We start from the raw sequence: 23,373 nt of genomic DNA on the forward strand, positions 1-23,373 counted from the left end.
TACCCGACCCGCAAACGGCGATGATCCTGTAAGCCGGGCAAGGCGCCAGCCGCCGCCTGGCGATTCTCTGCGCCTAAGCGCCAATAAACCTCGGCGGGTCGAAAGCGGTCACCGGCGGCAGCGCGTCCCGCCACGGCGCAATCTCCACCCAGCAGCTTTGGGCGCTGCAGCCCTGCCCCAGCCGAGAGCTGCCGCGATCTTCGGTCAACACGTTGGGATTGCCGTGCTTATCCAGAGACCCCTTTTCAGCCGGATCCAGCGGATCGTACCAGGCGCCGGTCGACATCTGCACCACTCCCGGCAAAATCTGCTCGCTGAGGTGCACCCCGGCAAGAATGGCTCCCCGGGCGTTATAAACCTTGACCACGCTGCCTTCGCTGATGCCCCGCGCCTGCGCATCCTGCGGATGCATCCACAGCGGCTCGCGCCCCTGAATTTTCGTCGCCCGGCTCACGCTGCCGTGATCGTACTGGCTGTGCAGGCGGGTGCGCGGCTGGCTGGAGAGCAGATGCAGCGGCCAGCGCGCCGCCTCCTGCCGCTGCCAGGCCGCCTCCTGCTCATCCCACCACGGGTGGCCGGGACACTCGCGATAGCCAAACCCGGCGATGGTTTCGGAAAAAAGCTCGATCTTGCCGGAAGGCGTAGAGAGCGGATAGCGCTGCGGGTCGGCGCGAAAATCCGCCAGGAAAACCTGCGGTTTCTCCGGCGCGCTGTATTCCAGCACCCCCTGCCGCCAGAATTCATCAAACGACGGCAGCGCGATCCCCTCTTCCCGCGCGCGCGGCCGCGACGCTTCGTAGATCTCCCGCAGCCACTGCCCGGCGTCGCGCCCCTCGCTAAAGCGCTCGCCGCAGCCCAGCCGCTCGGCAAGGTCGCAGAAGATGGCGTAATCATCGCGCGCTTCGCCTACCGGCGGGATCTGCGCGCTCATGGCGATCATAAAACCGTCGTGACCGCCGCTGCCGATATCTTCCCGCTCCAGCGACGTGGTGACCGGCAGAACGATATCGGAAAATTTGGCCTGCGCGGTCCAGAACTGTTCATGAACGACCACCGTTTCCGGCCGCCGCCAGGCTTCACACAGGCGGTTAATATCCTGATGATGATGAAACGCGTTGCCGCCGGCCCAGTAGACGAGGCGGATGTCGGGATAGCGCAGATGCTGGCCGTCAAACTCGTATGCCTCGCCCGGATGCAGCAGCATATCGGAAAGGCGCGCCACCGGAATCACCTGGTTTACCGCGTTCTCTCCGGCGGGAAGGCGCGGCCCGGAAAAGGCCTTACGCGCCGCCCCCGCCAGATTGGTGCAGGCGTAGCCAAACCCCAGTCCGCCGCCCGGCGTACCGATTTGCCCCAGCAGCGCGGTGAGCGCCACCGTCGCCCAGTAGGCCTGCTCGCCCTGGCGCGCCCGCTGAATCGACCAGGAGATATTGACCATCGTGCGCTGGCTGGCCATCTCGCGCGCCAGCGCGGCAATCCGCTGCGCCTCAATACCGGTTATTGCCGCCGCCCACTCCGGCGTTTTTGCGACGCCATCGCTCTCCCCCATCAGGTAGGCGCGATAGGGCGCGAAACCCACGGTATGGCTGGCGATAAAACCGCTGTCGTAGAGGGATTCGTTAATCAGCACATAACAGAGCGCCAGCAGCAGCGCGGTATCGGTTCCCGGACGGACGGCGAGCCACTCGGCGCTCTCCACGGCGCTCAGGTCATTACGCACCGGGCTGATATTGATAAAGCGCGTCCCCTGCGCCTGCATCTTTTCCAGCCAGTATTTCAGCATATGGTCGTTGGCGCCGCCGCCGTTGACCTGCGCATTACGCAGCGGCAGGCCGCCGAATGCGACAAACAGCTGGCATTCGCGCGCCAGCTCGGAAAAGTGGGTGTGCTGGCGGTGCAGCGGGCTCAGCGGCCCGAGAATATGCGGCAGGATGCGCTCGCCCGCCGCGCTGCTGTAGGTGTTGGTGCTGGCGGTATAGCCGCCGAAGCACTTGAGGAAACGGTGCAGCTGGCTTTGCGCATGGTGAAAACGGCCGGCGCTGGCCCAGCCGTAGGAGCCGCCGAAAATCGCCTCATTGCCGCAGCGCGCTTTGACCGAATTCAGTTCTCGGGCCAGTAAATCGAGCGCCACCTCCCAGCTCACCTCAACAAACGGCTCTTTGCCGCGCCCCTCGCGCGAAGCCGGGCCATTTTGCAGGTAGCCCGCGCGCACCGCCGGACGGCGAATGCGCGTCTTGCTGGTGACCGCATCGGGGAGCGACTGACCAATACGTGAGGGATTTTTATCCCAGGGCACCGGCGTCACCGCCTCAATGTTGCCGTCACGGGCCTGGACCTGCCAGGTTCCCCAGTGCATTACGGTCAGATTATGTTGTTTTTTCATCTTGCCTGTTTTCTTCTCACCCGATAAAGGCCGCCATAATAAAGCGTGCGAATCCTGGGAATAAAATACGTATCACCATACAATCTGCTACAGAGAAAGGATTTTCCACGCAGAATAGCTCTACGCCATTCCAGGATGCGATATATTACAGCGACAGAATAATTTTAATTAAGCAGCAATCTTTATTTGAATAAATAAGAGTTGCAAGCAAATTAAGCCCACAAAATAAAAAGGGATTAAGCTGCATCATGAAATATTTTCAGGTTACAGATAACAAATTTACGTTTTCCTCAGGCAAATCTGCGATATAACATCGTTAATATACCCTAAATAATTCAAGTTTCAGGAAGGCGGCAAGTAAGAGAGTCCCGATGAGCTTACTCAAGTAAGTGATTCGGGTGAACGCACGTAGCCAACGCACATGCAACTTGAAGTATAACGGGTATAACTTAGACATATTTTGTATTTGAGATTGTGTGGCTGTTGTTGTCATGCTACTGCTCCGCACAGCCACCTCCATCACAGGACCATAATAAGAATGTCGCAGAAAATGAAATTATTGCCCATCGCGCTGGGCCTGCTCTCGCTCGCCTCCGTCAACGCTCTGGCGGCGGATGCCTTATCACTTCAGGGGAAAACTATCGGCGTCGCCGTGGTCGGGACGCAGCACTTCTGGGATCGTGAAGCCTATAAGGGTGCGACCGAAGAGGTAGAGAAACTGGGGGGTAAAGTGATCGGCGTCGATGGCGGCCGCGATAACCAGGTTCATGCGAATAACCACGATATTTTACTGTCGCGCAAGGTCGATGCGGTAATTAGTATTCTGGGCGACAGCGCCGTTGAGCCTAAATTCAAAGCGCTACGCGATGCCGGCATTCCGGTATTTACCGTAGACCACGTTTCAAAATATTCGGTCAATAACACCACCTCCGATAACTACACCCTGGGATCGACCATTGGTCGCTATATGGCCGATGAACTGGGCGGCAAAGGCAACGTTGCGGTATTTAACGCATTCTCCAGCTCCCTGCGTATTTGCGGCATTCGTTATGACCAGTGGAAATATGTCCTCAAAGATTATCCGGATATTCACATTATTCAACCGGAGCTGGCCGAGCAGTTTGCCAACTCGCCGGAAGATGCGCGTAAGAAAACCCTCGAACTGCTGAGCCAGTATCCAAAAGGCAAACTCGACGCCATCCATGTCGCCTGCTGGGATCAGCCGGCTATCGGTATTGTCCAGGCGCTGGAAGAGACCGGCCGCGATAAAGACGTCAAGGTCACCGCGATCGACGCCGGCCCGGAAACCCTGGAGATCATGGCCGAGCCGGGCAGCCCGTTCGTCGCCAACGTCGCCCAGCAGCCGCACCTGATTGGCCAGACCTCCGCCGATAACGTCGCGCGCTACTTCGACAAACAGAAGCTGCCCCTGCAGACCTTTATTCCGGTGGTGCCGGTGAAAGGCCCGCAGGAGGCAAAAGCGGTCTACAAACAGCTGGGATATGGCGAACTGCAGTGATCACTCCATCCTCCGGCGGGGTTAACCCCGCCGCTGGTCTGGCGATGAACCAGATCGGCAAAAGCTTTGCCAACGTGACTGCATTAAATGCGGTCACGCTGCTTCTGAATCCCGGTGAAATTCACGGCCTGATCGGCGAGAACGGCGCGGGAAAATCGACGCTAATAAAAATCCTCGCGGGCGTCTATCGGGCCGACAGCGGCAGCGCCACCCTCGACGGCGCGCCGCTGCCGCTCGGCAATCCCGCGGCGATTGAAGCGCTGGGTATCCGCGTTATTCACCAGGAACTTAACCTGATCCCGCACTTTACGGTGGCGGAATCGGTGTTTCTCGGCCAGGAGTACCGCACCCGCTGGGGCGCGCTGGACCGGCGGCGAATGAACGCGGCCACCCGGGCGTTTTTCCGCGACAGCTGGCAGCTGGATATTCATCCCCGCCGCCTGATCCGCGACCTCAGCCTCGCCGAACGCAAGCTGGTGCAAATCGCCAGAGCGCTGATCGACGGCGCGGCAAAGCTGGTGGTATTCGATGAGCCCACCGCGCCGCTGGAAGCGCAGGAAGCCGGCCTGGTCACCTCCGCGATTCTGCGCCTGCGGGAACAGGGGATCGCGATTCTCTACATTTCCCACTATCTCAACGAAATCGCCGCCCTTTGCGATCGCGGCACGGTGCTACGTAACGGCGAGGTGGTCGGCTACCCCGACCGGGCGCTTCTGCAGAATACCGACGCGCTGATCAAAATGATGGTCGGCCGCGATATCGAACAGCTCTATACCCCGCGCCAGAGCAGCGCGCATCAGGTCGATGCCGCTGCCCCGGTACTGTCGGTTCGCCATCTCAGCGACGGGCAGCAGTTACGCGATATTACCTTTGATATTCAGCCGGGCGAGATCGTCGGAGTCGCCGGACTGCTGGGCGCCGGGCGCGACGTGCTGATCGATCTGCTTTACGGGCTACGCCGCGCCCGCAGCGGCACGATAAGCGTTGACGGCCAGCCGAAGCGGCTGCGGACGCCGTATCAGGCTACCCGGGCCGGACTGGCCCTGGTGCCGCGCGACCGCCGCCATCAGGGGCTGATTCTCCCCTTCACCACCGCCGAAAATATCAATCTGGCCTCGCTACCGGAGACCGCCACTTTCGGCTGGGAGCACCGCGGCCGGGCGCTGGAAAAAGCGCGCAGCTGGATCGACCAGCTCTCTATCCGCCCCGGCCGTCCGGAGCTTCCGGTGCGCTTTATGAGCGGCGGCAACCAGCAAAAGGCGATTCTCGCCCGCTGGCTGGGCACCGATGCGCGGCTTTTTATTCTTGATGAACCCACTCTCGGGGTGGATATCGGCGCGCGCCGCGATATTTATCAGCGCACCCGCGAGCTGGCGGATCGCGGTCGCGGCGTTCTGGTCTCGTCCAGCGACGCGCCGGAGCTGCTGGGCCTTTGCGACCGCATCCTGGTGATGTGGCGCGGCGAGCTGGTGGCCAATCTCCCGACCCGGGGGCTGACGCTGGACGCGCTGCTGGTGACGATTAACGGTGGACAGGAACAACAGGTATGAGTGCAGGTATCCAGCGCCGCCCCCTTCCGGGCATCACGACGCTTATCGAAAAATTTCCCCTGATTCTCTTTTTTGCGCTGCTGATCTGGCTCAGCCTGCAGTCGCCTTTCTTTTTAAGCTGGCAAAATATCAGCATGATGCTGGTGCAAAGCGTGCCGCTGGCGATCCTCTGCTTCGGCCTGGTCTGCGTGATTGCCGTCGGCGGCGATGATGTGGTCTCCGGCGGCATCGACCTGTCGCTGCCCGCCATCGCGGTGCTCGGCGTCGCGCTGCTCAGCCTCGGCATGGCGGAGTGGAACACCCCTTACCTGGCGCTGTTGTTACTGCTGATCGCCGTTAGCCTGGCCTGCGGCGCCGTCAACGCCACGCTGGTGCTGGCGGCGGGTCTGCCGCCGCTGCTGGCGACCCTGTCAACTTCGGTGGCCTTCACCGGCCTGACCGACCTGCTGACCGGCCAGCGGCGCATCGCGGTGAGCGACCCGCTGATGGTGGCCTTTCGCGATAACGATCTGTTCGGCATTCCCTGGCCGCTGCTCTATCTGCTGGCGGTATTCGCGCTGTTTCAGTTTTTGCTCCACCACTCCCGCTTCGGCCAGCATTTACAGGCGGTGGGCGGTAACCGCGATATGGCGCAGATGAGCGGACTCAACGTTCGCCGTTTAACCATTATCGTCTGGCTGCTGGCGGGCATCGCCGCCGGCCTGGCGATTTTGCCGCTGCTCAGCCAGGGCTCAGGCAGCTCCAGCGGCACGGCGACGCCGCTGCTGCTGGAAACCGTCCTCGCGACCTTTATCGGCGCGGCGTTCTCGCGGCGGCGCGTGGTCACCATCTGGGGGGCGCTGCTCGGCGCGGTGCTGGTCAACGCGCTCTCTAACGGGCTCGGCCTGCTGGGGGTGAATATTTTCTGGATGGGCGCGATCAAAGGCGGCCTGATCCTCGTGGTGCTGGCGGCTTCGGCGGTCAGACATAAAGGAGGCCATTAATGAGCCAACTGACGCTCAAGACCCCCTCAACGGGGCAAACCGGCAGCGGTCCGCTGGCGTGGCTATCGCGGGCAGGATTCGGCGTCATTACCCTGCTGGCGATTGCCCTGTTCGGCTGGGCGAACCCGGTATTTCTGACCTTCGATAACTGGGCCAATTTGCTGCAGGGCAGCGCGATTCTGCTGATCGTGGCGATGGCGATGACCCTTATCGTTAGCGCCGGGGCGATTGACCTCTCCGTCGGCGTGGCGCTGGATTTCGGCGCCGCTTTTGCGCTGGTGGCGCTGAAGACCTGGCATCTGCCGTGGCAGGCGGCGGTGGGCTGCGCGCTGCTCGGCGGGGTGATTATCGGCCTGCTGAACGCCTTTCTGATCCTTATCTGCCAGATTCGTCCGTTCCTCGCCACCCTCGGCACCTGGTTTATCGCCAGCAGCGCCGAGCGTATCTATACCGACGGCGGCGGCTCTATCTCCTACCGCCGGATGGCGCCGGAGTATCACGATCTGGCGGTCGGCAATATCGCCGGTATTCCGACGCCGGTGGTGATTGTGCTGGCGCTGTGGCTGGTAGCCTGGCTGCTGACCGAACGCACGCTGTTTGGCAAGTACGTGCGCGCTATCGGCCAGAACGGCGAAGCGGCGCGTATCGCCGGGATCCGCGACCGCCGGACCATGCTGTGGGTGCTGGTGGCGGCCTCCGCGCTGTGCGCCGTCGGCGGCGTCATTCTCTCCGCCAACCTGCGCCAGTTTACGCCGCTGGCCGGCCAGGCCTACCTGATGGACGCCATCGCCGCGGTCTTTATCGGCACCGCCTTTAACCGGCTGGGCCGGGTCAGCATCGCCGGCACCCTCGGCGGGGTGCTGTTTCTCGCGATTATTGATAACGGCCTGAACCTGATGGGGCTGAACTACCTGGTGAAGGATGCGCTGGTGGGCGTGATTCTGGTGGTCGCGCTGGCCCTCTCCTTCTGGCAGGCGCGTCTGCGCCAGACCCATCGTTAAGCGGAGCACCTATGGCAGCTTTTGACGCCGTCTTTGTCGGCCTGACTATTCTTGATATCGCCGGTCGCCCGGTGATCGACATCCCGCCGCGCGGCGGGGTAGCCTTTATCGAACAAATTCGTCTTAACCCCGCCGGAACCGCCGCCGGGGCCAATATTAACGCCGCGAAGCTGGGCATTCGCACCGCCGCGGTGGCCTGCCTCGGTGAAGATGAAAAAGCCGATTTTATCCTCGCCAGCTATGCGCGGCTGGGGATCGACTGCTCGCTGGTCCAGCGCACGGCGCAGCAGGAAACGTCGGCGACGATCCTGCCCATCCGCCCCAACGGCGAGCGCCCGGCGCTGCACTGTCGGGGCGCTTCCGATGCGCTTTTTATCCGCGAAGAAGAGTTTGACGCGATCCTCGACTGCCGGTTCCTGCACCACGGCGGCACCGGCCTGCTGGCGGCGATGGATAGCGGGCAAAGTGCGCTGCTGCTGCGGGCGGCGAAAGCCCGCGGCGTTACCACCAGCTTTGATTTAATCGCCCCCGACGCGGGCACCCTGGATCTGCTGCGCCCTCTGCTGCCGTCGGTGGACTACTTTATGCCTTCCCTTGAAGAAGCGGCGTATCTCTCCGGGGAGACCCGGCCGGAAGCGATTGCCCGCGTCTTCTTTGCGCTTGGCGTCGGAACCTGCATTTTGAAGGACGGCGAAAACGGCTCCTGGCTGCTGACCCGGGACGGCGCCGTCGAGCATATCGCGCCGTTCCGGGTCGATGCCGTAGATACTACCGGCTGCGGCGACAGCTACTGCGGCGGCTTTATTGCCGCGCTGGCCCGGGGGTTAAGCGTCAAAGCGGCGTGCGAGGTGGCTTCCGCCGTCGCCGCGCTGGTGGCGACCGGCATGGGATCGGATGCCGGCGTGGTGGACTGGCAGCATACGCAGGAGTTTATGGCGACCCACCGTCGCGGATAACAAGCTTCGCCGCCGCATTGCGCGGCGGCAAGCGCGGCTTAACGCCACTGATAGAGCAGCGGCTCTCCGGCGACATAGCGCTGGAGGTCGGCGGCAATCATCGCCGTATGCTTAGCAATGCTCTCCCGCGTCGCCCCGGCGATATGCGGCGTAATAATCACGTTATCAAACTCGGTGACAAACGGATGGTCGCGCCACAGCGGCTCGCGATGGTAGACATCCAGCGCCGCGCCGCCCAGCGGGCCGTGGCGCAGCGCGTGAATCAGCGCTTCTTCGTCCACGACCGCCGCGCGCGAGGTATTGATCAGCAGCGCGCCCGGCTTCATGCTGTTCAATAATGGCGCGTTCACCAGCCCATCGCTGTGCGGGCCGCTGCTCAGATGCAGGCTCACGATATCCGCCTCGCGGAACAGCCCCTCAAGGGTCGTCTTTTGCAGCCCCGGTTCGTTGATATCCTCGGCGGCGACAAACGGGTCCACCACCAGTACCGCCATGCCAAAGGCGCGGGCGATACGCGCCACCCGGCGGCCAATATTACCGTAGCCAATCAGCCCCAGGGTTTTGTTGCGCAGCTCGCTGCCTTTAAAGACTTCATAAGGGCTTTGCGGACTAACGTCCCACACTACATCGCGGCGCAGTCCGCTCTGGGTGGCCTGCGCGGCGTTTTCGGCGTGGGTAAATTCGCCGCGCTTCAGCGCCGCGTGGGATTGCGGAATATGCCGCGCCAGGCTCAGCATCAGCCCCAGCGTCAGCTCGGCGGCGGCGTCCGCGTTGCGCCCCGGCGTATAGAGCACGCGGATACCGCGCGCCTGGGCGGCTTTGGTATCGATGTTCACCGGATTGGCGCGGGTGCAGGCGATCACCTGTAAACGCGGGCAGGCGGCGATCACCGCTTCCGTCACCTCATCGTAGCTGGTCACCAGCACCTCGGCGTCGTGGGCCAGTTCGATCAGCTGGCCTGCGCTCAGCTTCGGCTTGCCCAGCGCCCAGCCTTCTACCCGCAGTTCGCCCAGTTGCTGAAAAGCGCTGAGGTCGCCGGCGTGTTCGGCGGTAAAAACAATTTTCATATGCGTTATTCCTGAGAAATACGTTGAAGCGCCTCGCGGCGGGCCTGCCACACCGGGAGCATCTGCTCGCGCAGCAGGCGATACACCGGATAGAGCGCGGCGTAGCGGCTGTGCGCCTGCGGATGGGGTCGATAGCGGGTCTGCTCCAGCGCCGGATAGCGGCTCAGGGCATCGACGCTGCGCGCCGCCAGAATCGCCGCGCCGCGCGCGCTAAGCTCGTTGAAAGGACTGGAAACCACCGTTCTGCCGGTGCAGTCGGCAATGATTTGTAGCCAGGTCGCCGAAGCCGCGCCGCCGCCGGTCAGGTACAGTTCGCCGCCCTGCGGGTAGCCCTGAAGCGAGTCGACGATAGCGTAAGCCAGCCCTTCAAACACCGCCCGCAGCAGCTCCGCGCGGGTGGTGTGCTGGCTAATGCCGAAATAACCGGCCCGCGCCTCCGGGCTAAAGAACGGGGCGCGTTCGCCGTTGAGGTAGGGCTGCCAGAAGACGCCGCCGCTGCCGGGCTCAACGCTGGCGATATGCTGTTCCAGCTGCTGTAAATCCGGCTCCAGCGCAATCTGCTGCTGGAGCCAGTCGATGTTCGGCGTCCCGGCCTGCATCGGAAAAAGGTTAATAAAGCTGCCCGCTTCGGTATGGGTGACGTAGCGCGTCCCCTCGTTGACCGTCTGGCGACCGTGGCAGACGATACCGGTGCAGCAGGTGGTGCCGAGAATGGTATAAATATCGCCATCGTTGACCGCGCCGCAGCCCAGCGCCGCGCTGCACACATCCAGCGCGCCCGCCGCCACCGGCGTGGCGGCGGGAAGCCCGGTCAGCGCCGCGACCTCTTCACGCAGCGTTCCAGCCTGAGCGTCCGGCGCCAGCAGCGGTGGGAACAGAGATTGTAAATCTGCCAGGCCCATCTCATTGAGCACCACCGTGGATAGCTTTCCGCTCTGCTGATTCAGCAAAGAGGTGCTGGCATCGGTAAGATCCAGCGCCGCGACGCCGGTGAGGCGAAAGCGGATCCAGTCCTTGGCGAAAAACAGATAGCGGGCCGCCGCCAGCCGCTCCGGCTGGTGATGCTTGAGCCAGCACAGCTGCATGCTGGTGTTGCAGGGCTGCAGATGGGTACCGGTATCGTCAAAGAAGCGACGGTCAAAACCGGGGCGACTGAGCAGTTCGCTCATCAGGTCGCGGCTGCGGGTGTCGCTCCACAGGATACCCGGCCCGACCGGTTCGCCTTCGGCGTCGCTGAGCCAGACCCCTTCGCCCTGCCCGGCAAGGCCGATGGCGCGTAAACGCCCGCTTTGCAGCGCCGGATACCGGGCGATATCGCGTAAAATCGCCACCACCGACTGCCACAGCTGGGCCATATCCTGCTCGGCGTGACCGTTGGCCGACAGCCGCGGGCCGGTGTTCTGCGCCGCGCTGGCGCACGCCTGAAAGCGTTCATCAAACAGCACCGCTTTCACGCGCGAGGTGCCGATATCGATTCCGAGATAAAAATCCATGCCTGACCCGTTGGTGAAGAGAAATTAGTCGCGCTCGTAGCGGCGGCGCATCAGTTCACATTCGAACAAAAATTCCAGTCCTTCGAGCTGGCGACGGGCTTCGTGAATGTCTTTTCCCCAGCAGGTCAGGCCGTGGCCGCGCAGCAGGAAGCCGTAGCGCAGCGGGTGAGTCTGCGCATAATCTTCAATGCGCGCCGCCAGGGCATCGATATTCTGGTCGTTGTCAAAAATGGCGACCGGCACGGTATCGAGATGGCTGTGCTGGCCGGTCAGGGTTTTCTGCATCTCATAGCCCTGCAGCGCCAGGGTGGCGCTTTTTTCAATCCGCGACAGCACGGTCGCGTTGACGGTATGAACGTGCAGCACGACATTCGCTTCCGGGAACAGGCGATACACCAGGGTATGCAGGCCGGTTTCAGCAGAGGGTTTACGTCCGGAAGGCGCTTTATTGCTGGCGATCTCCACCTGCAGGAAATCCTCCGTCGTCAGGCTGCCTTTATCGCGCCCCGACTCGCTCAGCCAGCACCAGGTCTCATCCTGACGCACCGACATATTGCCGCCGGTGGCCGGTGCCCAGCCTTTCGCGCCGATCCAATGACAGGTGGTGACCAGTTGCGCGAGTCTTTCTTGCCACATAGCAGTTCCTTAGTTTAGCGATGTTGTATTTAGCCGTCTAAATGGCTATTTACCCGATACTAACACCGCCGGCGTAAGCGAACAATATTTCAGGAAAGACTTACATTGATAATGGTTATATCAGAAAAGCATATGAAATTACTGTTTTTAACAACAATACAACTGAACATTTTCATGACGCCAAAATTACCGCCTGCGGGCGGTTAAAAAGATGGGGGATCGTGCCGCCGGGAAACGGCGTAAAATTGGCATCATTTGTCGATTCTGACCTGCCCCCCAGGTCGGGTAAGACGCCAGCCGCCGTCCGCCAAAAATGCGGAGGCAGAAGTCACATCCCACTGCCCCACGGCGGTGCAAAACATGGCAATGTGCACACATTTATGGCAAACAGCGGCCGTTTAACGTCGTTTTATGTGCATACTGCCCACCCCATTGTGTTACCCCTGCCCCGCTTTTTCTGGCACACCTCTTGCTACCCCTCTGCCATCGCTATTTGGATAGCCACTCAGAGGTTCCACCATGTCAAACAGCAATGATTTTCCGCTCGTCGAAGCGCCCGCCGCCGGGCGCAAGGGCGTTTTTTCCATCTCGATGGTTCTGTTCAGCTTTACTTTTTTCACCGGCACCATGTTCGCGGGGGGCAAGCTTGGCGTCTCTTTCTCCATCGTTAACCTGCTGTGGATTGCGGTTATCGGTAACTTTCTGCTGGCCCTGTACGCCGCCTCGCTCGGCTGGATTGCCGCGCGCAGCGGGCTAAATACCGTACTGATGGGCCGTTTTTGCTTCGGTGAAATCGGCAGCAAGCTCGCCGATTTTATTCTCGGCTTCGCCGAGCTGGGCTGGTACGCCTGGGGAACCGCGACGGTCGCCATCTCGCTGGTCAAAATCCTCGCCCTGCCTGCGGCGATGACGATTCCGCTGATGATCCTGTTCGGCATCCTGTTCTGCGTCACCGCGCTGGTGGGCTATAAGGGGCTGGATGCGCTGTCGCGCGTATCGGTACCGCTAATGTTTATTCTGCTGGTGGTGTCGATGTACCTTGCCGCCCATCACGCCGGCGGCTGGCAGGCGATGACCCAAATCGAACCGGGTGAAACCATGACCTGGTCGGCGGCCATTACCATGGTATTCGGCACCTTTGCCAGCGGCGCGACCCAGGCGACGAACTGGACGCGGCTGGCCAACTCCAGCCGCACCGCCATCGTCGCCAGTATGAGCAGCTTCCTGATCGGCAACGGGCTGATGATTATCGCCGGCGCCTGGTGCGCCATCGTCTACCAGCAGGCCGATATCGTGGAAGTGCTGATTTTGCAGGGGCTGTCGGTCGCCGCGGTGGTAATGCTGTGCCTCAACCTGCTGACGATTCAGGGGCCAACGATCTACAACGTCTCGGCCGCCGCCTGCCATCTGCTGCGCAGCGAGCGTCGCCGCACCCTGACCGTGGTTGCCGCCGGGGTCGGCATTCTGCTGGCCATTGGCGGTATGTATGAAATGCTGATCCCTTTCCTCGTGCTGCTGGGCAGCATCATTCCGCCCATCGGCGGCGTGATCCTCGCCGACTACTGGTTTTATCGCGGCGGCCGCTATCCGCTGCTGCACAACGCCCGTTTGCCGCGCTTTAACTGGCTGGGTCTTAGCGCCTACGCGGTGGGCGCGGCGGTGGCTTACCTGTCACCGTGGATCGCCCCGCTGGTTGGCATTACCGTTTCCGCACTGGTCTATATCGCGCTGACGCGTCTGAGCAAACGTCAGCCCGCCGCTGATTCGGTCGCGGAGCAGTAGCCGTGAGCCTGACGGTCAGCGAAATCCTCGCCCTGGATGGGCTCTCCGCCATGCGCCTGCGGGCCGGTAAGCAGGGGCTGCAGCTGGCGGTTCGCTGGTACTACGTGGCGGAAAATGAAAATATCGCCGAATGGATCATGGGCGGGGAGCTGGTGTTTATCACCGGCATCAACCATCCCCGCGATGAAGAAAACCTGATCCATTTGCTGATGGAGGGCAAGCAGCGCGGGATCGCCGGCATGGTGATCCTCACCGGCGACGCGTACATTCAGGCGATCCCGCCGCGCCTGATTGCGCTGGCCGACGAGCTGGGCATTCCGCTGATCGAACAGCCCTATCTGCTGAAAATGGTGATCGTGACCGAACGCATCGGTACCGCGCTGGTGCGCAGCGAAAACGCCCTGCAATCGCAGCGCGATATTCTGCTGCAGCTGTTAACCGGCGACTATCCCGACCTGCAAATCCTGCATCAGCGGGCGCTCCACCAGCAGCTGGATTTTACTCGCCCGCTGCGGGTGGCGGCGCTGCGCCTTGAGGGGATCCCGCGCCTGTTTCGCCAGTTTCCGCCGGAGCAGGCCGAAGCCTGGCTGCAGCAGGCCCGCCGCACCGTACGCCAGCGCCTGCAGCAGCAGCTCAATCAGCAGGGCAATCCCTTTCCGCTGGTCGAACGCAGCAATATGTTTCTCTTTCTGCTTCCGGATGAGGAAGGCGAGTTTTATCAGCAGAAAACGTGGCTCCAGGCGTGGCTGATCGCGCTGGCGGAGGGCGACGACGGGCTATCGCTGCTGTGCGGCCTTTCGGCGCCGGTGCAGCAGCTGCAGGGATATCAGCGCGCGCTGTCGCAGGCGCGTCAGGCGCTGGACCTCAGCGATAACCTGCGTCCGGCCCAGCGCATCAGCGACTACCAGCAGCTGGGGTTTATCAAACTGCTCTCCGCCGTTAGCGACCCCGCCCTGCTGAGCGACTTTATGCACGACACCCTCGGCTGTCTGATTGAGCCGGATCGCAAAAGCCCCTGGCTGCTGATGGAGACCCTGGAAACGCTGCTTCAGGAGAGCGGCAACGTGGTCAGAGCCGCCGAGCGGCTGGGCATTCACCGCAACACGTTGCATCAACGCATTCAGCGTATTGAGAAGCTGACCGGCTATCCGGTCAGCCACCCGCAGTTTCATCTCAACGCCTCGGTCGCCTTAGCGATCTGGCGTATGTCGCAAAACCATTTACGGGAACAACCATGAAAATTATCAACGCGCGCCTGCGCCATCAAGAAGCGCTCTATACCCTCGACTTACAGGACGGCGTGATTAAAAGCATCATCGCGCAGGCCGCGGCGCAGGCGGCTGACGCCGACGATATCGACGCTGAGCAAAAGCTGGTCATCCCGCCGTTCGTCGAACCGCATATCCATCTTGACGCCACCCTGACGGCGGGCGAGCCGGAGTGGAATATGAGCGGTACCCTGTTTGAGGGCATCGCCCGCTGGAGCCAGCGCAAAGCGAGCGTCACCGTCGAAGATACATGCCAGCGGGCGCTGAAAACCATCGGTATGCTGCGCGACAACGGCGTGCAGCACGTGCGCACCCACATTGATGTCACCGACCCTTCCCTGACGGCGCTTGAGGCGATGCTGAGAGTGAAAAAAGAGGCGGCCCATCTTATCGATCTGCAGATCGTCGCCTTCCCGCAGGAGGGCATTGAGTCCTTCCCCGACGGACGCGAACTGATGACCCGCGCCATCGAAATGGGCGCCGACGTGGTGGGCGGCATTCCGCACTACGAAAACACCCGCGATAAGGGCGTCAGCTCGCTGGTTTTTCTGATGGACCTGGCCCAGCGCCACGGCTGCCTGGTGGACGTGCACTGCGATGAAACCGACGACCCGCAGTCGCGCTTTCTGGAGGTGCTGGCGGAAGAGGCCCGGGTGCGCGGCATGGGCGCGCAGGTCACCGCCAGCCATACCTGCGCCATGGGCTCCTACGACAATGCCTACTGCTCGAAGCTGTTCCGTCTGCTCAAAGCGTCTGGCATCAATTTTATCTCCTGCCCGACCGAAAGCATTCACCTGCAGGGACGCTTCGACAGCTGGCCGAAACGCCGCGGCGTGACGCGGGTGGCGGAGCTGGACCGCGCCGGGATCAACGTCTGCTTTGCCCAGGACTCCATTCAGGATCCGTGGTACCCGCTGGGCAACGGCAACATCATGCGCATCCTCGACGCCGGGCTGCATATCTGCCATATGCTGGGATACGAAGATTTGCAGCGCTGCCTCGATCTGATTACCGATAACAGCGCCCGCACCCTGTGCCTCGGCGACAACTACGGCATTGCCGAAGGACGCCCGGCGAACCTGCTGATCCTCGATGCGGAAAACGACTACGACGCGCTGCGCCGCCAGGCCAAAGTGCTGACCTCCATTCGTCACGGCAAAGTTATTTTGCAGCGCCAGGCGGAGCAGATTCGCTATCCGGCATAAGCCTGACGTTGACGCGGCCGCGATGCCGCGTCAACCCACTGCTCGCCCGGGGATTTATGTGGTACCTTTTAACGACTTTTTCCGTGCCGGCCATGGGTTCCAGCGTCGGCGCGGGCTCACTGAGGATAACCCGTACCCTGATACTATGAGCGAAAAAAAATGGATTAAGGCAGAGGACGTTGCCCGACTCGCTGGCGTCTCCCGTTCCGCGGTTTCCCGCACCTTTACGCCCGGCGCATCGGTGGCGGAAAAAACCCGCCAGAAGGTCCTCGCCGCGGCGGAAACGCTGGGCTATCAGGTCAACATTATCGCCCGCACGATGAACACCGGCAGCAGCAATTTTATCGGCATCGTCACCGCCGGTTTTGATAACCCCTTCCGCAGCAAGCTGCTGTCGCCGCTGGTCCACCAGCTGGCGCTCAACGGTTTTATGCCGCTGCTGATGAACGCCGACGATCCGCAGCAGCTCGCCCCGTCGCTCAGGCAGCTGCTGAGCTATCACGTCGCGGGGGTCATTATCACCTCCGGGGCGCCGCCGCTGTCGCTGGCGGAGGAGTATCTGGAGCGAAAAATCCCGGTGACCCTTATCAACCGCCACGCCGAGCTGGCCGGCTGCGATCGCGTGTGCAGCGACAACGCGCAGGGCGCGAAGCTGGTGGCCGACCTGTTTGCCCAGCGCCAGTGGCGCCAGGCCGGGTTTATCGGCGAAAGCCTGGATAACTTCAGCACCCGCCAGCGCTACGAAGCGTTTGTTGCCCATACCCAGGGCATGGAGGTCGCCGCGCACTTCTGCGACAGCAGCGGCTATCAGGCGGGCTTTGCCGCCGCCAGGCAGCTGCTTGCCGCGCATCCGCAGCTGCAGGCGCTGTTCTGCGCTACCGATATGCTGGCGCTCGGCGCGCTGGACGGCCTGCGGGCGGACAACCCCGCCGCTTCGCTACCGGCGATTATCGGCTTCGATGATATTCCCCAGGCGGACTGGCAGCCCTATCAGCTGACTACCGTGCAGCAGAATACCGCCCTACTCGCCCACCACGCGGTGGATCTGCTGGTCACGCGGATCGCCAAATTCAGCCTGCCGTCACGCCATCGCGAAGTGCCGGTGAAACTGATCGTTCGTCAAAGCGCGAAATGAAAAATTCATTTTATGCCGGAGCGATCACAGAATAATATTTTTAATCCATCCACACTCATTTTGCCCTTCGGGGCCGTTTTTTTCAGGCAATTTGCACACGTGTGCAAAATAGGGAGTTATGATGAAATCACTGGAATCAAATGAACTGCAGGCCCGCTACCGTTTAGCCTGCGAGCTGGCGAAGGCCGGCGCTGAACTGGCGTTCGAATACTATCAACAGCGCGACCGGCTGACGGTGGATCATAAAGGCGAGGATCTGCAGGACGTGGTCAGCGTCGCCGATAAGCGGGTCGAAGCGTTTGTTAAGCAGCGCATTACCGACGCCTTCCCGCAGGACGGTTTTCTCGGCGAGGAGAGCGGGACGCAGATGCCGGACGCGCGCGTGCTGTGGGTTGTCGATCCCATCGACGGCACCAGCTGTTTTCTTAACGGCCTGCACACCTGGTGCCTGTCGCTGGCCATCATTGCCGACGGCGAACCGGTTATCGGCGTGGTGTACGACCCCAACCATCGCGAGCTGTTCCACGCCCTGAAAGGCCAGGGCGCGTGGCTTAACGATGCGCCTATCGCGCCGCATCCGGCAGCGACGGTCAAAGAGGGCGTGATGGGCGTCGGCACCTCGCACCGCGTGACGCCTGCGGTCTTTCTGCCCTTCCTCGATGCGCTGCTGAGCGACGGCGGGATGTTTATCCGCAACGGCTCCGGGGCGCTGATGAGCGCCTGGGCGGCGGCGGGCAGGCTTATCGGCTACTACGAACCGCATATGAACCCGTGGGACGGGCTGCCGGGGCTGGTGCTGATGCGCGAAGCGGGCGGCCTCAGCAACGACTATCTGGCAAACGACGGGATTCGTCACGGTAATCCGCTGCTGCTGGCCAGCAAGACGCTCTATCCACAATTAAAAAACATGCTTTGTCACCCATTACCTTAACCGCATCGGGTCAGGCTTTATCTGATTATGTACTCTACACAACGACAATCTACCCTCACGGACGAACCACACTAATCAGTCAGGCCTCCGACCTTCGGAGATACCATTATGTCTGGAAGAATTATCGCATTTTTTCGCGCTTCGCCGCCCAAAGCGGGCGGAGAGTTCGATGAGCGGCGCTTTCGCAGCGTGCGCTGGCAAACCTTTATTACCATGACCCTGGCGTACGTCACGTTCTACGTTTGCCGGCTGTCGTTCACCGTCGCCAAAAGCGCGCTGGTGGAGCTTGGCATTACCCCGACGGAGCTGGGCATGATCGGCTCAACGCTGTTTTTCAGCTACGCCATCGGCAAGCTGGTCAACGGCTTTATCGCCGATCATGCCAACGTGGTGCGCTATATGAGCCTTGGGCTGCTGCTGAGCGCCGGGATGAACCTGATGATGGGGATGACCAGCAACGCCATGCTGCTGGCTATCTTCTGGGGGATTAACGGCTGGGCGCAGTCGATGGGCGTCGGTCCGTGCGTGGTATCGCTGGCGCGCTGGTACGGCTGTAAAGAACGAGGCACCTTTTACGCCATCTGGTCGACGGCGCATAACATCGGCGAAGCGATGACCTATATGGTGATCGCGGCGGTGATTGCCGGATTCGGCTGGCAGATGGGCTATCTGTCGACCGCCGCGCTCGGCGCCGCCGGGGTGGTGCTGATGCTGTTGTTTATGCGCGACTCGCCGCAAAGCTGCGGCTTCCCGTCAATCAACGTGATTCGCGACGAACCGCAGGAGGAGACGGAAGCCCGCGGCTCGGTGTTTAAAAACCAGCTGCTGGCGCTGCGCAACCCGGCCCTGTGGGCGCTGGCGCTGGCCTCGGCGTTTATGTATATCGACCGCTACGCGGTGAACTCATGGGGGATCTTCTTCCTGGAGCAGGATAAAGCCTACTCTACCCTCGAAGCGTCCGGGATTATCGGGGTCAACGCTATCGCGGGTATTGCCGGAACGATTATCGCCGGGATGCTCTCCGACCGCTTCTTCCCGCGCAACCGCAGCGTGATGGCCGGTTTTATCAGCCTGCTCAACACCGCCGGCTTCGCGCTGATGCTCTGGTCGCCGCACGGCTACTACACCGATATTCTGGCGATGATTATCTTCGGCGCTACCATCGGGGCGTTGACCTGCTTCCTTGGCGGACTGATCGCCGTCGATATTTCGTCCCGTAAAGCCGCGGGCGCCGCGCTCGGCACCATCGGTATCGCCAGCTACGCGGGGGCGGGACTCGGCGAGTTTCTGACCGGCATCATCATCGATAAAACATCGATAATCGAAAATGGCAAAACGCTGTATGACTTCAGTACGCTATCGCTGTTTTGGGTAGGCACCGGCCTGATGTCCGCGCTATTCTGTTTTACCACCGCTGCGATTGTTGCCAGGCGACACGCGATAGAGCGTCAGACCTCATTCTCGTCATAACCGTTTAACTTATAAGGAAGATTTTATGATGCCTGTACGACATCAGGTTTTGCTACGCCTGCTGCTCGCCTGCGCCCTGCCGCTGCTGGCCGCGCCGGGCCACGCAGCCGCGCAGTTTACGCTGGAAAAAGTGGTTGAGCTCAGCCGCCACGGCATTCGTCCGCCGACGGAGGGCAACCGGGAGGCTATCGAAGCCGCGACCCAGCGTCCGTGGACGCAGTGGACCACCCACGACGGCGAGCTGACCGGCCACGGCTACGCCGCCGTCGTCAATAAAGGTCGTGATGAAGGCACACGCTATCGTCAGCTCGGACTACTGGCGGCGGGCTGTCCGGCGAGTGGAGAGATTTACGTGCGCGCCAGCCCCCTGCAGCGCACGCGGGCCACCGCCCAGGCGCTGGTGGACGGCGCCTTTCCCGGCTGCGGCGTGATGATTCATCACGTCAGCGGCGACGCCGACCCGCTGTTTCAGACCGATAAATTTGCCGCCACGCAAACCGATCCCGCCCGCCAGCTGACGGAAGTGAAGAAGACGGCCGGCGATCTGGCGCAGCGTCGGCAGGCGCTGGCTCCGGTGATTCAGTTGCTGAAAAACGCCGTCTGCGCGCCCGATAAGCCCTGCCCGGTATTTGACCTGCCGTGGCAGGTGGAGCAGAGCAAAAGCGGCAAAACGTCGATTAGCGGGCTGAGCGTGATGGCCAATATGGTTGAGACGCTGCGTCTGGGCTGGAGCGAGAACCTGCCTCTCAGCCAGCTGGCGTGGGGCAATATTACCCGCGCCAGCCAGGTCACCGCCCTGCTGCCGCTGCTGACGGAGAACTACGATCTGAGCAACGATGTGTTTTATACCGCGCAAAAACGCGGCTCGATTCTGCTCAACGCCATGCTCGAAGGGGTAAAAGAGGGCGCCGCGCCGAACGTGCGCTGGCTGCTGCTGGTGGCGCACGATACCAATATCGCCATGGTGCGGACGTTAATGGACTTTAGCTGGCAGCTGCCGGGGTACAGCCGCGGCAATATCCCGCCGGGCAGCAGCCTGGTACTGGAACGCTGGCGCGACACCCATAGCGGAAAACGCTACCTGCGCGTCTACTTCCAGGCGCAAAGTCTGGACGATTTACGCCGCCTGCAAACGCCGGATAGCCAGCATCCGCTGCTGCGCCAGGAGTGGCATCAGGCGGGCTGCCGGACCACCGCCGTCGGGACGCTGTGCCCGTACCAGGCGGCGCTGAAGGCGCTTGGCCGCAATATCGACCCGCAGTCCGCTCCGGCGGTAGAGATGGTGCTGCCATAAGTTGAAGGCGAAGCGAGGGAGGTCGCTTCGCCTTTTTGCTCAGGTTCAGGCCTTTTCTGGCGCAAACGCCCCGGCGGCGACCTGCTCCGGGGTCACCACGCCGCTGTCCAGCACCCAGCCGCTCACTAACGCCGCGGGCGTGACGTCAAACGCCGGATTATAAACGGCGGCCTCTTTCGGCGCCCACTGCACCGCGCCAAAGCTGCCGGCGACGCCGGTAACTTCGGCGGCCGCCCGCTGCTCAATCGGGATTGCCGCGCCGTTCGGGCAATGGCGGTCCAGGGTAGTCTGCGGCGCGGCCACGTAAAAGGGAATCTGATGATACTTCGCCAGCACCGCCAGCGAATAGGTGCCGATTTTATTTGCCACATCGCCGTTGGCGGCGATACGGTCAGCGCCCACCCAAACCGCGTCGACCTGGCCCTGCGCCATCAGGCTGGCGGCCATCGAGTCGGTAATCAGCCGATACGGCACGCCCAGTTCACCCAGCTCCCAGGCGGTCAAACGTCCGCCCTGTAACAGCGGGCGCGTTTCATCCACCCAGACGTTCGCCACCTTTCCCTGCTGATGCGCCAGCGCAATCACCCCCAGCGCGGTGCCGACGCCCGCCGTCGCCAGGCCGCCGGTATTGCAGTGGGTCAACAGGCGGCTGCCCGGCGTCACCAGCGCGCTGCCCGCCTCGGCGATGCTGGCGCAAAGCTGTTTATCCTCTTCGATCAGGCGCATCGCTTCCGCTTCCAGAGCCTGTGGAAAGCGCTCCTCCGCCAGCGCCAGCTTCATGCGATCCAGATTATTCATCAGGTTTACCGCCGTCGGACGCGCGGCGCGCAGCGTCTCCAGCGCCTCAGATAGCGCCTCGCGGGTCAGGCCGCGCTGCGCCAGCAGCGCCAGCAGCAGGCTGGCCGACAGGCCAATCAGCGGCGCGCCGCGTACCCGCAGGGCGTGAATATGGTCCACCAGCAGCGCCACGTTATCCGCCGCCAGCCAGCGTTTTTCCTGCGGTAAAGCCTGCTGGTCAAGAATAAAGAGCTGATTTTCGCTTACCCGCAGGCTGGTGGTCTGTAGTGTCTGCATTTAGTTAAATCCCTGTTGCGTTGTTGTATCACATTGTGTCAGGATGGAATCCAGAAGTATAGACGTCTGAACGGCTTAATCAGAATTTTGAGGATCGAGGCAATGTCGCAATACCATACTTTCACGGCCAGCGATGCGGTGGCTTACGCCCAACAATTTGGCGGTATCGACAATCCGTCAGAACTGGTGTCCGCGCAGGAAGTGGGCGACGGCAACCTCAACCTGGTGTTTAAAATTTTCGATATCAGGGGCGTGAGCCGGATTATCGTTAAGCAGGCGCTGCCCTACGTGCGCTGCGTGGGAGAATCCTGGCCGCTAACCCTTGACCGCGCGCGCCTTGAAGCACAAACCCTGGTGGCTCACAATCAGCACTGCCCGCAGCACACGGTGCGGATTGTGCATTTCGATCCCGAACTGGCGGTGATGGTGATGGAAGATCTCTCCGATCACCGCATCTGGCGCGGGGAGCTGATCAACAACGTTTACTACCCCCAGGCCGCCAGCCAGCTGGGGGAATACCTGGCCCAGACGCTGTTCCACACCAGCGACTTTTATCTGCATCCTCACGAGAAAAAGGCCCAGGTGGCGCAATTTATTAATCCCGAGATGTGCGAAATCACCGAGGATCTGTTCTTTAACGACCCGTATCAGGTTCACGAGCGCAACAGCTATCCAGCCGCGCTGGAAGCCGATGTCGCCGCCCTGCGCGACGATGCCCAGCTGAAGCTGGCGGTGGCCGCGCTCAAGCATCGCTTCTTTTCCCATGCCGAAGCGCTGCTGCACGGCGATATCCACAGCGGCTCGATTTTCGTCGCCGAAGGCAGCTTTAAGGCCATCGACGCCGAGTTCGGCTTTTTCGGCCCGATTGGCTTCGATATCGGCACCGCCATCGGCAACCTGCTGCTCAACTACTGCGGTCTGCCGGGGCATCTGGGCATTCGCGATGCCGCCGCCGCTCGCGAACAGCGCCTCAGCGATATCCAGCAGTTCTGGACCACCTTTGCCGAGCGTTTTCAGGCGCTGGCGGCGGAGAGATCCCGCGACGCCGCGCTGGCCTGGCCCGGCTATGCCTCCGCGTTCCTGAAGAAAGTGTGGGCCGACGCGGTGGGCTTCTGCGGCACCGAACTGATTCGCCGCAGCGTCGGGCTGTCGCACGTGGCGGATATCGACGCTATCCCGGACGACGCCATGCGCCATGAATGCCTGCGCCACGCCATCACGCTGGGTAAAGCGCTGATTGTGATTGCCGGGCGTATCGACAGCGTGGATGAGCTGATTGCGCGAATTCGCCAGTACGGTTGAATCTCTGTCCAGCCTTTCCCGGCTCGCGCTGCGCTTAGCCGGGCTACGGGCTCACCACCGTCTGCGATCCGGTAGCCCGGGTAAGGCGTTTACGCCGCGACCCGGGAAGCAACAACCCACAATCCCCTACCCCAGATACTCAATCACCGACAGCCCATCGTTATAATGCCGGTAGCCCGGACAGGCGCGTCAAGCGCCGCCTCCGGGTATTTGCCTCTTTTCCCCGGAGGCGATGCTTCGCATCTGTCCGGGCTACGGGTTCGCCACCATCTGCGATCCGGTAGCCCGGGTAAGGCGTTTACGCCGCGACCCGGGAAGCAACAA

Annotated in this window: 18 protein-coding genes; 13 read left to right on the plus strand and 5 right to left on the minus strand. The window is 61.8% G+C overall.

Going from position 1 to position 23,373, the window contains the following annotated elements; genetic code table 11:
* Window positions 1-73: 73 nt before the first annotated feature.
* Window positions 74-2,383 (minus strand): molybdopterin-dependent oxidoreductase, encoded by a 2,310-nt coding sequence (locus ABLU88_RS23885; RefSeq protein WP_348838184.1) that lies wholly within the window; start codon window positions 2,381-2,383, stop codon window positions 74-76.
* 538 nt (window positions 2,384-2,921) lie between these two features.
* Between ABLU88_RS23885 and ABLU88_RS23890 the strand changes: the two genes are divergently transcribed.
* Genes ABLU88_RS23890 through ABLU88_RS23910 form a run of 5 tightly spaced genes read left to right on the plus strand, consistent with a single transcriptional unit; the run spans window position 2,922 to window position 8,392 of the window.
* Window positions 2,922-3,902, plus strand: coding sequence for a sugar ABC transporter substrate-binding protein (locus tag ABLU88_RS23890; protein ID WP_004848735.1), 981 nt, complete (start codon window positions 2,922-2,924; stop codon window positions 3,900-3,902).
* A 44-nt stretch (window positions 3,903-3,946) separates the two neighbouring features.
* Entirely contained in the window at window positions 3,947-5,452 is a 1,506-nt protein-coding gene (locus tag ABLU88_RS23895) for a sugar ABC transporter ATP-binding protein (protein ID WP_348838206.1), read from the plus strand.
* Window positions 5,449-6,435 carry an ABC transporter permease gene (locus ABLU88_RS23900; protein ID WP_014228381.1) on the plus strand — a complete coding sequence of 329 codons (987 nt, stop codon included), beginning with the start codon at window positions 5,449-5,451 and terminating at the stop codon, window positions 6,433-6,435. The genes ABLU88_RS23895 and ABLU88_RS23900 overlap by 4 nt, the downstream gene beginning before the upstream one ends.
* Window positions 6,435-7,436: an ABC transporter permease gene (locus tag ABLU88_RS23905; RefSeq protein ID WP_025106413.1), complete on the plus strand. Its 1,002-nt coding sequence runs from the start codon at window positions 6,435-6,437 to the stop codon at window positions 7,434-7,436. The genes ABLU88_RS23900 and ABLU88_RS23905 overlap by 1 nt, the downstream gene beginning before the upstream one ends.
* A gap of 11 nt (window positions 7,437-7,447) precedes the next feature.
* Entirely contained in the window at window positions 7,448-8,392 is a 945-nt protein-coding gene (locus ABLU88_RS23910) for a sugar kinase (RefSeq protein WP_348838187.1), read from the plus strand.
* 38 nt (window positions 8,393-8,430) lie between these two features.
* Here the strand turns inward: ABLU88_RS23910 and ABLU88_RS23915 are convergent, their stop codons facing one another.
* From ABLU88_RS23915 to ABLU88_RS23925, 3 genes are read right to left on the minus strand one after another with little or no spacing between them, the layout of a single operon-like run.
* Window positions 8,431-9,459 carry a 2-hydroxyacid dehydrogenase gene (locus tag ABLU88_RS23915; protein ID WP_004848726.1) on the minus strand — a complete coding sequence of 343 codons (1,029 nt, stop codon included), beginning with the start codon at window positions 9,457-9,459 and terminating at the stop codon, window positions 8,431-8,433.
* A 5-nt stretch (window positions 9,460-9,464) separates the two neighbouring features.
* Window positions 9,465-10,952, minus strand: a complete 1,488-nt coding sequence (locus ABLU88_RS23920; protein WP_348838191.1) for an FGGY-family carbohydrate kinase — start codon at window positions 10,950-10,952, stop codon at window positions 9,465-9,467.
* 24 nt (window positions 10,953-10,976) lie between these two features.
* Window positions 10,977-11,588, minus strand: coding sequence for a methylthioribulose 1-phosphate dehydratase (locus ABLU88_RS23925; protein WP_014837792.1), 612 nt, complete (start codon window positions 11,586-11,588; stop codon window positions 10,977-10,979).
* Window positions 11,589-12,107: 519 nt separating this feature from the next.
* Here ABLU88_RS23925 and codB point away from each other — a divergent pair.
* The 7 genes from codB to ABLU88_RS23960 all read left to right on the plus strand — a co-directional run bounded on the left by codB (window position 12,108) and on the right by ABLU88_RS23960 (window position 20,673).
* A complete protein-coding gene (gene codB / locus ABLU88_RS23930; protein ID WP_348838193.1) occupies window positions 12,108-13,370 on the plus strand; it encodes a cytosine permease in 1,263 nt (420 codons plus the stop codon).
* A 2-nt stretch (window positions 13,371-13,372) separates the two neighbouring features.
* A complete protein-coding gene (locus tag ABLU88_RS23935; protein ID WP_186006519.1) occupies window positions 13,373-14,608 on the plus strand; it encodes a PucR family transcriptional regulator ligand-binding domain-containing protein in 1,236 nt (411 codons plus the stop codon).
* Window positions 14,605-15,843, plus strand: a complete 1,239-nt coding sequence (codA, locus tag ABLU88_RS23940; protein WP_348838197.1) for a cytosine deaminase — start codon at window positions 14,605-14,607, stop codon at window positions 15,841-15,843. The genes ABLU88_RS23935 and codA overlap by 4 nt, the downstream gene beginning before the upstream one ends.
* A gap of 145 nt (window positions 15,844-15,988) precedes the next feature.
* Entirely contained in the window at window positions 15,989-16,978 is a 990-nt protein-coding gene (locus tag ABLU88_RS23945) for a LacI family DNA-binding transcriptional regulator (protein ID WP_014228374.1), read from the plus strand.
* 121 nt (window positions 16,979-17,099) lie between these two features.
* Entirely contained in the window at window positions 17,100-17,909 is an 810-nt protein-coding gene (locus ABLU88_RS23950) for an inositol monophosphatase (protein WP_025106421.1), read from the plus strand.
* Window positions 17,910-18,017: 108 nt separating this feature from the next.
* Complete coding sequence (locus tag ABLU88_RS23955; protein WP_064375579.1) at window positions 18,018-19,379, plus strand: MFS transporter; 1,362 nt, start codon at window positions 18,018-18,020, stop codon at window positions 19,377-19,379.
* 25 nt (window positions 19,380-19,404) lie between these two features.
* Window positions 19,405-20,673 carry a histidine-type phosphatase gene (locus tag ABLU88_RS23960; RefSeq protein WP_348838200.1) on the plus strand — a complete coding sequence of 423 codons (1,269 nt, stop codon included), beginning with the start codon at window positions 19,405-19,407 and terminating at the stop codon, window positions 20,671-20,673.
* Window positions 20,674-20,718: 45 nt separating this feature from the next.
* On the opposite strand, the gene mtnA is transcribed toward ABLU88_RS23960, so the two are convergent.
* Window positions 20,719-21,747, minus strand: a complete 1,029-nt coding sequence (gene mtnA / locus ABLU88_RS23965) for an S-methyl-5-thioribose-1-phosphate isomerase (protein ID WP_275050565.1) — start codon at window positions 21,745-21,747, stop codon at window positions 20,719-20,721.
* Between the two features lie 102 nt (window positions 21,748-21,849).
* Between mtnA and mtnK the strand changes: the two genes are divergently transcribed.
* Window positions 21,850-23,049 carry an S-methyl-5-thioribose kinase gene (gene mtnK / locus ABLU88_RS23970; RefSeq protein ID WP_348838203.1) on the plus strand — a complete coding sequence of 400 codons (1,200 nt, stop codon included), beginning with the start codon at window positions 21,850-21,852 and terminating at the stop codon, window positions 23,047-23,049.
* Window positions 23,050-23,373: the final 324 nt, after the last annotated feature.

Origin of the sequence: Klebsiella sp. GW_Kp182 (genome assembly GCF_040062275.1) — a bacterium.
Lineage (GTDB): Bacteria > Pseudomonadota > Gammaproteobacteria > Enterobacterales > Enterobacteriaceae > Klebsiella > Klebsiella michiganensis.